The sequence below is a fragment of the Nostoc sp. genome, assembly GCF_036919815.1.
Classification (GTDB): Bacteria; Cyanobacteriota; Cyanobacteriia; order Cyanobacteriales; family Nostocaceae; genus Nostoc.
This window is the reverse complement of sequence record NZ_JBALCE010000005.1, coordinates 72,451-84,686: the sequence shown is the minus strand read 5'-3', so window position 1 is coordinate 84,686 and position 12,236 is coordinate 72,451. Positions and strand designations below refer to the sequence as shown.

The following is a 12,236-nucleotide window of genomic DNA, read 5'->3' as shown; positions in this document are numbered from 1 at the left end:
GGAGTAGGGGGATGAATGGGAATAATAATTATTTGTTTGCTCCCTACTCCCTACTCCCTACCTACTCCCCAATTTCTCAAATAACTTGGCTACCTTATCTAAATCCTTATCTCCAGGTGAACGTTCCACACCACTAGATAAATCAATGCCGCTAGGACTAACCTGATTTAAAGCTTCTACAATATTATCTGCTGTTAATCCTCCAGCTAAAAACCAAGGGCAATTGGGGTTAAATTGCTCTAGCATTCTCCAATCTAAGGTTTTGCCTGTACCACCAAGTTGTTGCGGATGGTAAGCGTCAAGCAGTAAAGTATCTACGTATTTTGTGTAAGCGATCGCTGTGTCAAGATGCTCAGGACTACCAATTCTCAGTGCTCTAAGAATTTCGACATTGGGTAAAGCTTGACGTAATTGGGAGCAAAAATCTGCTGATTCATCACCGTGTAACTGGACACCAGTCAACCCCGAATCAACAACTATCTGACTGATTTCGGGGATATTAGCGTTGGCAAAAACACCAATTGTGTCAATATTTGCCGGGAGTTCTGCCACTGCTGCCCGAATTTGGGATGTAGTCACATAGCGAGGTGAGGTTGGTACACAAATAAATCCTAGTGCAGTTGCGCCCAGAGAGGCGATCGCTATAGACTGCTGTGGTTGAGTGATGCCGCAAATCTTAACGCGCATGGAAATCTGACACATTTAAAATAATTATTAGAAAAGTCTAAACTATCTCAAAAACTTTTGGGCTTTCTAATTTTATAATCTTGTAGGTCTAGATTAACTTTTCCATTCAGGAGACAAAAACTTGATTTCATCTATTTTGCTAGCAGTACCTGCATCCGTTCCCGCAACCCCTGCGTGGAATCCCACAGTGGCGCTGATCATCAGCCTCAGCAGCTTAGTAGTCGTTTTGCTAAGTACTAGGATTGAAAAACCCCTAGTTGGTCCCAAGTTCCCTATCCTGCCGATCAGTATTCCAACATTCGTCGCGGCGATGGCTTTCGGTCACATTATCGGCGTTGGCATCGTTTTAGGACTGACTAACATTGGTCGTTTGTAGTTTTGCAATGACAAAGGCGTTAGTTGTAACGTCGCAATCAATACAAAACTCCTAAATCTGATTTTTCTTTCTGACTACTCAAGAAGACGCGGGGAAACAGTGACGCGGAAAAATTCTCAAATACTTTCTTTGCGTCACTGCGTCCCCTCGTTTTCTTCCCACTCTGGTAGAGTTTTGCTCACAGGCATTAATTGTCTATTCTAGAAATAAGAGCATTTTGTGACTCGGCAGTACCGAATTGATGCTCAATATAAATGTGTATAGGACTATGTGTAGTATCTCAGTATAAAAACTACTGGCGATATCTAGTGTTAGGACAATGTAATGCAAACAAATTGGAAAATTGGGTCTTTATTTGGAATTCCCCTATTTTTAGACCCGTTGTGGTTTGTGATTTTAGGGTTGGCAACTCTCAACTTTGGGGTAGCTTATCAAGAATGGGGGAATGTTATAGCTTGGAGTGCTGGAATAGTTATGGCACTGCTGCTGTTTGGTTCGGTATTGTTACATGAATTGGGTCATAGCTTGGTTGCCCGATCGCAAGGCATTAGAGTTAATTCAATTACCCTATTTATGTTTGGCGGGATTGCTGCTATTGAAGAAGAATCTAAAACTCCAGCCAAAGCCTTTCAAGTAGCGATCGCTGGACCTTTGGTGAGTATCATCCTATTTTTCCTACTCCAGCTGGGAGCTACTGTGATCCCGGATACGAGTCCAGTGAGTGTTATGGTTGGAGATTTGGCAAGAATTAACTTGGTTGTGGCTCTATTTAACATGATTCCCGGCTTACCTCTAGATGGAGGACAAGTGTTAAAAGCAGCACTATGGCAAATAACAGGTAATCGCTTTCAAGCCGTACACTGGGCTGCAAAGGCGGGGCAAATTTTGGGTTATGGTGCGATCGCTTCCGGATTTGTTGTAGATTTATTGACAAGGGAGTTAGTAACTGGTTTGTGGATGGCGCTGTTAGGTTGGTTTGCTGTCCGCAACGCCAACAGCTATGACAGCATGACTACATTGCAAGAAAGTCTACTCAAGGTAACGGCGGCTGATGCCATGACGCGTGAGTTTCGGGTAATTGATGCTGACCAGACATTGCGCTCCTTTGCCGATTTATACCTGTTGGAAACCGCTCCTTCACAGGTTTATTTTGCTGCTTCTGATGGACGTTATCGGGGTCTAGTTTCCATTGACGATTTTCGTTTAACTCAAAGGAGTCAATGGGAAACCGAAACTTTACACAGCATTGTGCATCCCTTGACAGAAATACCTACCGTTACGGAATCAACATTGATCGCTGAGGTAATTAACAAGCTAGAAAATGAGCAGTTACCTCGAATTACCGTACTTTCTCCGGCTGGCGCTGTAGCTGGGATAATTGATCGGGGAGATATTGTGCGATCGTTGGCACAAAAGTTAAATTTGCGAATAACGGATGCTGAAATTAAGCGGATTAAAGAAGAAGCTAGTTATCCGCCTGGGTTGCAACTGGGAGTAATAGCGAAATCAATTACAAATTAAACGTCATACACTCGTCATAGTTTTGCAATAGATTTGTCAAAAGAGTGTGTGATATTTAAATTGGTATTTGGTTACAAAATGCTTTTTTTGGGTAAAAGGTAGGATTTCCTACCTTTTTTATTTTTTAAAGTATGGCGATCGCCATACAGCCCGTCGTAGGCATCTTTGCAGATGATTGTGAAATTATTAAAACTTCAAGTTTAAAGTGAGTAAAATGTAAGTACGTGATATACTACACCTCTCACTCACCCTGGTTTTATGGCACTGCCAATTGTTGCAATTATCGGACGCCCAAATGTGGGCAAATCCACCCTGGTTAATCGACTCGCCGGGGAACAAACGGCGATTGTCCATGATGAACCGGGAGTGACACGCGATCGCACTTATCTACCAGCTTTCTGGAATGGTCGGGAATTTTTAGTAGTAGACACTGGTGGTCTAGTCTTTAATGATGATACCGAATTTTTACCACTGATTCGCCAACAGGCAATGACAGCCCTTGCAGAATCGTGTGGCGCTATTTTTGTGGTAGATGGTCAAACAGGCCCCACATCGGCAGATTTAGAAATAGCCGAATGGATGCGCCAACAACCCGTACCTGTGCTACTAGCTGTAAATAAATGTGAATCCCCAGAACAAGGCTTAATGCAAGCTGCGGAATTTTGGGAATTGGGATTGGGCGAACCTTACCCCATCTCCGCGATTCATGGCAGTGGCACAGGAGAGTTACTCGACGAGTTAATTAATCACATCCCTGCTATTGAAGACATCCCAGATACTAATGAAATCAAAGTAGCAATTGTGGGACGTCCGAATGTGGGCAAATCGAGCTTACTCAATTCTTTTGTCGGGGAAGAGAGGGCAATTGTCAGCCCAATTTCTGGCACAACCCGCGATGCTATTGATACCGTCATTGAACGAGAGGGACAAACCTACCGCTTGATTGACACCGCAGGCATTCGCAAAAAGAAACACATAGAATACGGCACAGAATTCTTTAGTATTAACCGTGCTTTCAAAGCGATTCGCCGCGCTGATGTGGTTTTATTAGTAATAGATGCTGTAGATGGAGTCACCGAGCAAGACCAAAAATTAGCTGGGCGGATTATCGAGGAAGGTCGAGCTTGCATCATCGTCGTTAATAAGTGGGATGCTGTCGAAAAAGACTCTTACACAATCTACGACTACGAAAAAACTCTGCAATCACGCTTACATTTTACCGAATGGGCAGAAACAATTTTTGTGAGTGCCTTGTCAGGACAACGAGTAGAAAAGATTCTAGAATTGGTAAAAACGGCGGCGGAATCACACAAACGCCGTGTCAGCACATCAGTTATTAACGAAGTTTTAACAGATGCCGTTAGTTGGCATTCACCGCCAGCATCCCGTGGTGGGCGTCAGGGTAAGATTTATTATGGTACACAAGTAAGTAGCCAACCACCAACGATCGCTTTATTTGTGAATGATTCCAAACGCTTCAACGACAACTACCGCCGCTACATTGAACGCCAATTCCGGCAACAACTAGGATTTAAAGGCACGCCAATGATTTTACTGTGGCGGAGTAAAAAAGTCCGTGATGCCGAAAGTGGTAATGTGAATAGAGCAACTCGCGTCAAAATAAGTTAGAGACGCGATTAATCGCATCTGTACAGGAGTTATGAGTTAAAGTCAAAACTGCTAACTCTTAACTGATAACTCTAAAATAATGGATTTATTGCGATCGCTGCCACTTGGACTTTATTTAGAACAACCCCAAACTTGGCTTCATAAAATTGATCCGCGAGTCAAGTTTGCCTGGTTGATGAGCTTTTTAACAAGCTATGTTTTGGCCAATAATTTTTGGCGGGTGCTGCTGGTGGTATTATTAATTATTGCCACCTTGATTGCGAGAATTCCCCGACGAGTATGGCGGCAGCAAATGGGCTGGCTATTAATGCTATCGTTTTTTGTCTTCGCGATCGCAGCTATCAGTCCTGATGGAATGGGTGTAGATTATCAGTCACGCCTACCAGCTAATGAACAAATATTAACTCAGCCATCAAACGCCAATAATCTTGTTCAAGAGCAAGTAGGCGATCAAAAAAAATACAGCTACGTGCTATTTCACAAAGGCCTAGTCAAAGTGACTCGCTACTCTTTGAGTTTAGCAGTACGCCTGAGTACACTTATATTTACCGTAATTTATAGCACCAACCTATATCTGCTGACAACCGCACCAGAAGAAATCACATCTGGTATAGAAAGCTTAATGCAACCCCTGCGACGCTTCAACTTGCCTGTCACAGAAATTACTTTAACTTTAACCTTATCCTTGCGCTTTATTCCCCTGGTTTTAGAAGAAGTGCAAAATTTATTTCGCTCTGTGATGACAAGGGCAATTAATTGGAAAAAGCTAGGATTAAAAGGAGGATTCAAGGTTTGGATGACAGTCGCAGAGAGATTGTTAGAAAATCTCCTCTTACGAGCTGATCAAATGGCGAATGCAATGATGGTGCGAGGTTTTACCAGTCCCAATGAGCATCGAGTCCAGTGGCACGACTTACGATTAAAAGCGCGTGACTGGCTTGCGATCGCAACTTTAATCTTATTCTGGGGAATACGGCTAGCGATCGGAACTCAGGTTTGACACTCTGCGGTCTAAAGACGCGCAGATTCTCTAAGACTTAGCTTAAAAGGGATAGTCAAATATCCCCCTAGACGCTCAAGACAACTACCCTTCGACTGCGCTCAGGGCTGACCAGTACGAGAGGTATTGCAATTGCGCTTACTTTTTAATTACTTCTGCTTTCCGAGTTCATCACAAGCCAGTTAGGTACGCTCCATGTTTTCCCGTTACTTGTTTATCTAGGGCTACAACTTGTGTCGGTACGAGATAAATCAGGGGTCACTACTTACAAAACATTTCTTCTCCCAAGGGGAGACGCCAAGGGCGAAAGCGCAAATGATTATTCCTACTCACACTTTAATTTTATCATTTTAAAACCACTCGTGGCGTGTTTCCTCCACAGCAGAGCAGTCAAGTGGCTTCCATACGACCCGCGATGTTTTTGTGAATAATCAAATACTCTGTGTAGTCCGTGTGTAAGCGCGTAAAGGATTTCTAACAAATAAATTATCCAATCTTGTGGGGTAGGCCGGAAAGCCCGCCTTTGGCTACGGGTGGGCAAGATGTCCACCCCACAATCAGTAGTTGAGGATTTTTTGATTTCAAAGTCCCTAAGAGTGTCCTGTTCATTCAACTACCTCATTCACAGGGAATCGATCAATCAACTGCATCGCCCGATAGGCATTACGTTGGAAAGAGTCTGGCAAATGGGGAACGTGGGGTATTTGCGATAATAAATCCAACGTCCGCCGTAAAATTCTCACCACATCGCCTTCATCTAAAGTGGTGTTTTCGCAGAGTTCTGTCCACTCCATTCCTAACGCCCATTGTTCCACGATCGCAATTAACTCAAACTCCAACCATATAGGCAACGCTACGTTATAGCGCCGTTGTAATTGGAACATTTGGCGGCGAATTCCCTGCAATTTTTTCAAGGCTTCTGCCACTTCATTACTCAGCTCAAAGTTAACCTTGCTATCTGGACGGGGTGTTTCCATTACCAAAGCTGCTGCTGCTGCTGCTAAATGCTGCGGATCTAAGTTGCCCAATTCACCACTAGCGAATACTAAACCTAGCCACAACTCATTTTCACCTCGAATGGCGGCAGCGATTCGCCCTAATACTGTGGGGACTAAGTTATCTAAACTCCCAAAGTGTTGCAGAATTGAGATTAAATTCAGAAACTCTTCCCAATGACGTTGTGAGTGTTGTTCTACTTGCCCTTGTAACTGTTCAAGTTCGGCTTCTAGTTCGACATAGCGGGCGCGGCGCTTAAAAAGCGTTGCCGCATTGCCTGATTCATGTAGGGGATGAGCTTCTAATTGTTCTTGGACGGCAGTAAGGCGACTGAGTTGTTCTGCTACTTCTGGTGCCAGATTCAAAGATTCTACCGGATCAGGAATACGTGCTGCGATCGCAAATGTTTCTTCATTACCACGGCGGGATTGTCCTGGTTTCAAAGGCATTTCTGGCGGTGGTAGTACATCAAGTGGCACCTCAACTCGCGGCAGTTCGGCATACAAATCGACTACATCCCCTGTGGTTGCCACATACCAACGGTTATCATGTCCCAAGCATACCAAGTAAGGAGCTTGACCAGAACCAGGTGATTTTTCCACTAATACTGCGGTGACGGGTGAAGACACTGTGATATTTTTGCCTTTGAGACTCAACAGAGTTCCTGACACTGCAAAGCCCAACATCATCGCCAATTCTTCTTGTCGGTCTGAGAGCGCTTGCTCTTGCAGGGTTTTGAATATCTGGCGTTCCACTTTCAGGCGTTGCCGCAATTTCTCATAAACAGCCAGTTCATTTTCATCAACGGTGGCGATTTGCTCCTGAAGTTGAGCTAATTGTGTTTGTAGTTCGGCAATCTCATCATATTCTGGTCTTAAATGCAAGGTTGCCATGTACTGCCCAAAGCTGCGCTCTATCAATTCCCTAGTCTGCTCTAGGGTGTGGGTTTGCAGCAAATTGAGTACCATACCATAACTGGGCGTAAACTGGCTTACTAGGGGGTCTGGCTTGGATGTGCCCAAATACGCCGCTTCTTTGGCTCCTTCAAAGGGAGTTTGGACTGTCACCACATGACCTTGTTTATCCATCCCCCGGCGGCCGGCTCGTCCCGCCATTTGCAAAAATTCGGAAGCGTTCAATAGGCGGTGTCCATTGTCAGTCCGCTTGGAAAGGGTGGAAATCACCGTTGTCCGGGCGGGCATATTAATTCCCGCCGCCAGCGTCTCAGTGGCGAATACTACTTTAATCAGCCCTTGCTGAAATAGTTCTTCAACCAGTGCTTTCCAGGCTGGCAAAATCCCGGCGTGGTGGGCTGCAATTCCCCGGTACAGGGGTGCAATTTGTCCAGCACGCCCGGCATCGGGATTGCGGGCTAAAAAGTCATCAATCTGTTCTCGTAAAATCTGGGACTCTTCACTATTTACCAGCCATAAATCACCTACTTCCGCCACCGCTTTATCACATCCCCGACGGCTGAAGATAAAGTAAATCGCTGGTAACATATCCCGTTGTTCTAACTGGCTCAAAGTATAAATGATTCCAGGAGCCTCTGGTCTACCACTTCTTCCCCTCTCCCTTTCTCCCCCTCTCCCCTTTTTCTTCTGAAGGCGGGGGTTAATTTTGGTTTGGCTATCATTCAGCAGGGGAAATAACCCTTTGGGATTGCAAAAGTGAAATTCCAAGGGGACTGGACGAAAATCGGAGTAAATCAGGTCAGTTGGCCCGTGAACACGATTTAGCCAGTCGGTGAGTTGATCGCTGTTGGCAACGGTTGCAGAAAGGGCTGCTAGTTGCACTTCACGGGGACAATAAATGATTGATTCTTCCCAAACTGTCCCGCGTTGGCGATCGTTCATGTAGTGGCACTCATCAAGTATCACCGCTTCCACGTCTACTAATGAGATGCCGATTTGCCCAATGGGTGTGCCATAGAGCATATTTCGGAAAATTTCGGTAGTCATCACCAAAATCGGTGCATCCCGGTGAATGGAAGCATCTCCAGTTAACAGTCCGACTTGATCAAAACCGAATTTTTCTCGAAAGTCACGTAATTTTTGATTTGACAGCGCCTTCAGGGGAGTCGTGTAAAATACACGTTTTCCTCGTGCTAGGGCGCGATAAATGGCGTATTCCCCAACTAATGTTTTGCCCGAACCTGTGGGGGCACATACGACTACAGAGCGTCCGGCGTTTAGGGACGCGATCGCTTCTTTTTGAAACTGATCCAGTTCAAAGGGAAATATAGATCCTAAGTCAAGTTCTGGAGACGGCGCAGGATAATTCACTCAATTAGATTTGCAACCAGATTTTTTACTATATTAACGAGTCTTTTGTCAACTTCGTCATTAGTCATTAGTCTTTTGCAAATGACCAATGACTAATGACTAATGACTCTTGATTATTTTCCCATCTCTTGCGATCGCTCTGTGGCAGCTTTTACTGCTTCAATTAAAGCTGAACGAAATCCTGCCTGTTCTAGCTTGGCAATCCCCGCAATCGTTGTACCACCGGGACTGGTAACGCGATCTTTAAGTTCTGCTGGGTGCAGTTTTGTTTCCTGCAACAGTTTCGCTGTTCCCAATACGGTTTGCAAGGCTAGTTGATTGGCAATTACTCTAGGTAAACCTGCGGCTACTCCGCCATCAGCAAGTGCTTCTACTAACAGCGCCACGTAAGCCGGTCCGCTACCAGATAGCCCTGTGACTGCATCCATCAGCGCTTCTGAGACTTCTACAACTTCACCTACAGCTGAAAAAACTTGCTGTGCTATTTGGTGGTGCTTGGGGTTGGTGTATGCACCTGAACAAATTGCGGTAATTCCGGCTCCCACGGTTGCTGGGGTGTTGGGCATTGCTCTAATAACTGGCAATCGCACAAATGCAGCTTCTAGCTGACTTAAAGGTACACCCGCCATAATGGAAATGATCAGGGGTGACTGTTCTGTATTAATAATATCAATATCTGCTAGTTCTTGAGCGATCGCGCTAAACACCTGCGGTTTCACTGCCAAAAATACAACCTCTTTTGCTTGAGTGAAAACCTGGATATTATCTGTCGTCACCGCAACATCGTATTGCTGTTTTAAAAAATCTAGGCGTGAAGATAGCGGTTCGCTAACTATGACTTCTGATGATTGATAAATTCCACGCTCGATCAGGCGGGATAAGAGCGCTTCTCCCATTACCCCACCACCAATTAAACCAAATTTTATAGTCATTAGTCATTAGTCATTGGTTATTGGTCATTCGTCATTTGTCATTATTCTCAAAATCCAGGACAAATGACAAAGGACTAACAACTAATTTAACTTTATTGTAAATTAAAGGCTTTAAAGCCCCTTCTCCTAAAGCAAGCGACTGCGTTGGGTATTTTCCCCCCTTGTCGCAAGTGGCGTGAGAGGCTAACGCCACTTGCTACACGTAGCTTTAGTTTCAGACGGGGATTTAAACCCCGACTGAAACTCTCTTTGCTACCAGACGCTGCACTTCGGCAAGGTGGCACAGTGAGCCTGTGGAACTGCTCAGTGACCACGCGAACAATTTTGAATGCGTAAATTTTGAATTTTGAATTGTTATTGTGCCATTCGGTTAGTTTCGTTACCCCAGGTTTGATTTGAAGAACCTGGAGGACGAGAGGGACGTGCTGGCGGTTGTGGTACTTCATAAAGAACGCCACCTTGAGTGCTAACTTGCACACAGCTTGGCGTAAACAAAAAGATGCTCTCACCAATGCGCTCTTGATGTCCATCTAGTGCGTAAGTACCACCTGCAACAAAATCTACTGCCCGTTGAGCTTGATCTGGGTCCATGATTGTCAGATTTAATACCACTGACTTCCGTTCTCGCAACGCTTGAATTGCCTGAGGCATTTCTTCAAAGGTGCGTGGTTCGAGTACTAAAACTTCCGAAATTCCGTTACTTGCTCCTGGCATACCAATCACATTCCCCATTGGCTTTGAACCTGCTGTTATATCATCTCCCATTGTAGGCACTGGTTCCCGCCAGCGTCGATTTTGAGCGGACGTATTCTCTTGTGGGGTTGGTGGTTGGGGATTTTCTTGCTGATACAGATTTTGGTAATTATTATCTGTTTCTGGTTCTTCTTCGTAATACTCGTATTCCACTTGCTCATTTAGACCCACAAAGTCTCTGAGTTTGGAAAAGATATTGTTCATTGTGTGTGTACTCTCCTGATGCGAATAGCCTGATTGACTTGGCTTAAGATTGATTTAACTAGGAGCGACCGCTATATCGGTGGATACTTCAGCAAATCTATTGCTATTTGTAGCCTATACTACGGGTTTTGGCGATGAACTGACACTTATTAGAAAGGTCTGTGCATCGCCTAAACATCATAAGGGGTCAAAATTATATCCTAAGGTTAGTCCGAAGGAAAGTTGTTGATACCCCATTTTCCCTTGGCGATTACTCTTGTCAATACTATATCCTTTGTTTCCAATTGCACCAGTCTCTGACAAAATTCTTGTGATCAAATTCTCAGCTTCTATTAATACTCACCTGCAAGGTTGATGAATAATAGGTTAAAAGCGATCTTTTCAAAGTATTGGGCAAATATAATTCGCTACTACACAAGCTCTCGTCCATCTCCGTGGACTACTGCCAAATCAAGGGCTTGCTAATCCACGTTCGCTCGGCAGTCATAAATTAGACTTGATAAACATCCTTTAAAGGACTTCTAAAGAAAAAAATACTCAACTACTGATTGTGAGGTGGGCGACACGAGTGCCTGTAGCAAAAGGCGGGCTTTTCGACCCACCCTACAAGTAGTAGTAATTTAGTTGTTGAAAATCCTCTAAGAGCGATCGCCAAACAATATGGTTCCTAATCGTACCATCGTCGCGCCTGCTTGCACTGCCAGTTCGTAGTCGCCTGACATACCCATAGACAGGTGCTGCATTTTAATCTGCGGCCAGTTTTGCTCCTGAATTTCTTTTGCCAGATCACGATTGAGATTAAACACACTTAAAATTTCGGAATCATTTAATCCTGAAGGCGGAATTGTCATCAAACCTTGAATTTGTAAATTTTTGTATTGATTGAGCGTGGGTAAATCAGCCAACAATTCTGGTACACTCCAACCAGACTTGTTGCGATCGGGAAGAATTTTCACTTGCAGGCAAACCTGGGGACTCACTCCTAGCTGTTGCGCTAATTCATCTAAGCGCTGTGCCAGCTTCAAATTATCGACGGAGTGAATCCAATGGAATTGTTCGATGGCTTTTTTGGCTTTATTGCTTTGCAAATGTCCAATAAAGTGCCAGGTAATATCCGGTAAGTCTTGCAACTCGCCTTGTTTGCTGGCGGCTTCTTGGATACGACTCTCCCCAAAATCACGAATTCCTGCGGAGTATGCAGACCGAATGGCCTGGGCAGAAACTTGCTTGCTAACAGCAATCAATCGGACTGAAGTTGGCAGTGAGGAGCGAATGGAAACAATACGTTCATAAATTGAACTGCTCATTGGAAGGTGCGTTGGAAAACACTCTGAAGCTGATCGTACTCCTGAGATTGTCCACTGCGCCGCAGGGTACGTAAGCGATTTTCCAACATCATTCTAGCCTCAGTACGTCCTAGAGACTGGAATTTAACACCTTTAATGTCATTTGAAACCAAAAAAAATAAGCGCTGGGCATAAAGCGTGGTAAACAAATCCTGGTTCTCATCAACCATAGAGATTTTGTAGAGTAAACCCCAAGTTGGATGGTTTATGTAAGTTTCTGGGTTTTCTGAATTCATTTAATAGTCAAGGTGGGAGTATGTATATCTTTTCGCAGTGAATTCTAAACATTCAGACGATAATAACTTTCTTTCGCCAGAATACTTCCTTAAAATCCAAAACTGCGGTTACGAAGACCTTGATCTAGTTCCTAATGGGCAGATAAAGCTAGTGGCAGTGAAGCGAAATGGTACAATAGAAGCCGCCAAGCGTAGATTCCCAGAGTAGAGGCTGGTAGATAAACATCACCATCTGCTTTGGTGACTTCAATTTATCAATCTGTAAGGAGAA

10 protein-coding genes are annotated in these 12,236 nt (G+C 44.3%); 4 read left to right on the top strand and 6 right to left on the bottom strand.

What is annotated here, in order from left to right:
• Positions 1 to 57: 57 nt before the first annotated feature.
• Entirely contained in the window at positions 58 to 687 is a 630-nt protein-coding gene (locus tag V7K15_RS01245; protein ID WP_334902291.1) for a phosphoribosylanthranilate isomerase, read from the bottom strand.
• Between the two features lie 121 nt (positions 688 to 808).
• Between V7K15_RS01245 and psaK the strand changes: the two genes are divergently transcribed.
• The 4 genes from psaK (at position 809) to V7K15_RS01225 (ending at position 5,213) form a co-directional block, all read left to right on the top strand.
• The gene (psaK, locus tag V7K15_RS01240; protein ID WP_292791667.1) at positions 809 to 1,063 is read left to right on the top strand and encodes a photosystem I reaction center subunit PsaK; all 255 of its coding nucleotides are present in this window, start codon (positions 809 to 811) and stop codon (positions 1,061 to 1,063) included.
• Positions 1,064 to 1,387: 324 nt separating this feature from the next.
• Positions 1,388 to 2,584 carry a site-2 protease family protein gene (locus V7K15_RS01235; protein ID WP_334902289.1) on the top strand — a complete coding sequence of 399 codons (1,197 nt, stop codon included), beginning with the start codon at positions 1,388 to 1,390 and terminating at the stop codon, positions 2,582 to 2,584.
• A gap of 258 nt (positions 2,585 to 2,842) precedes the next feature.
• Positions 2,843 to 4,213 (top strand): ribosome biogenesis GTPase Der, encoded by a 1,371-nt coding sequence (der, locus tag V7K15_RS01230; RefSeq protein WP_334902287.1) that lies wholly within the window; start codon positions 2,843 to 2,845, stop codon positions 4,211 to 4,213.
• A 79-nt stretch (positions 4,214 to 4,292) separates the two neighbouring features.
• Complete coding sequence (locus V7K15_RS01225) at positions 4,293 to 5,213, top strand: energy-coupling factor transporter transmembrane component T family protein (protein ID WP_334902285.1); 921 nt, start codon at positions 4,293 to 4,295, stop codon at positions 5,211 to 5,213.
• Between the two features lie 605 nt (positions 5,214 to 5,818).
• On the opposite strand, the gene V7K15_RS01220 is transcribed toward V7K15_RS01225, so the two are convergent.
• The 5 genes from V7K15_RS01220 to pipX form a co-directional block, all read right to left on the bottom strand.
• A complete protein-coding gene (locus V7K15_RS01220; protein WP_334902283.1) occupies positions 5,819 to 8,494 on the bottom strand; it encodes a DEAD/DEAH box helicase in 2,676 nt (891 codons plus the stop codon).
• A 113-nt stretch (positions 8,495 to 8,607) separates the two neighbouring features.
• A complete protein-coding gene (proC, locus tag V7K15_RS01215; RefSeq protein WP_334902281.1) occupies positions 8,608 to 9,426 on the bottom strand; it encodes a pyrroline-5-carboxylate reductase in 819 nt (272 codons plus the stop codon).
• A 354-nt stretch (positions 9,427 to 9,780) separates the two neighbouring features.
• Complete coding sequence (locus tag V7K15_RS01210) at positions 9,781 to 10,383, bottom strand: cell division protein SepF (RefSeq protein WP_334902279.1); 603 nt, start codon at positions 10,381 to 10,383, stop codon at positions 9,781 to 9,783.
• Positions 10,384 to 11,021: 638 nt separating this feature from the next.
• A complete protein-coding gene (locus tag V7K15_RS01205) occupies positions 11,022 to 11,690 on the bottom strand; it encodes a YggS family pyridoxal phosphate-dependent enzyme (protein ID WP_334902277.1) in 669 nt (222 codons plus the stop codon).
• Positions 11,687 to 11,965, bottom strand: coding sequence for a transcriptional coactivator PipX (gene pipX / locus V7K15_RS01200; protein WP_334902275.1), 279 nt, complete (start codon positions 11,963 to 11,965; stop codon positions 11,687 to 11,689). The genes V7K15_RS01205 and pipX overlap by 4 nt, the downstream gene beginning before the upstream one ends.
• Positions 11,966 to 12,236: the final 271 nt, after the last annotated feature.

Bases quoted from the DNA above. Each gene is read 5' to 3' on its own strand.
- V7K15_RS01210 (WP_334902279.1), bottom strand. From the start codon at position 10,383: ATGAACAATATCTTTTCCAAACTCAGAGACTTTGTGGGTCTAAATGAG.
- V7K15_RS01245 (WP_334902291.1), bottom strand. From the start codon at position 687: ATGCGCGTTAAGATTTGCGGCATCACTCAACCACAGCAGTCTATAGCG.
- pipX (WP_334902275.1), bottom strand. From the start codon at position 11,965: ATGAATTCAGAAAACCCAGAAACTTACATAAACCATCCAACTTGGGGT.
- V7K15_RS01205 (WP_334902277.1), bottom strand. From the start codon at position 11,690: ATGAGCAGTTCAATTTATGAACGTATTGTTTCCATTCGCTCCTCACTG.
- proC (WP_334902281.1), bottom strand. From the start codon at position 9,426: ATGACTATAAAATTTGGTTTAATTGGTGGTGGGGTAATGGGAGAAGCG.
- V7K15_RS01235 (WP_334902289.1), top strand. From the start codon at position 1,388: ATGCAAACAAATTGGAAAATTGGGTCTTTATTTGGAATTCCCCTATTT.
- V7K15_RS01225 (WP_334902285.1), top strand. From the start codon at position 4,293: ATGGATTTATTGCGATCGCTGCCACTTGGACTTTATTTAGAACAACCC.
- der (WP_334902287.1), top strand. From the start codon at position 2,843: ATGGCACTGCCAATTGTTGCAATTATCGGACGCCCAAATGTGGGCAAA.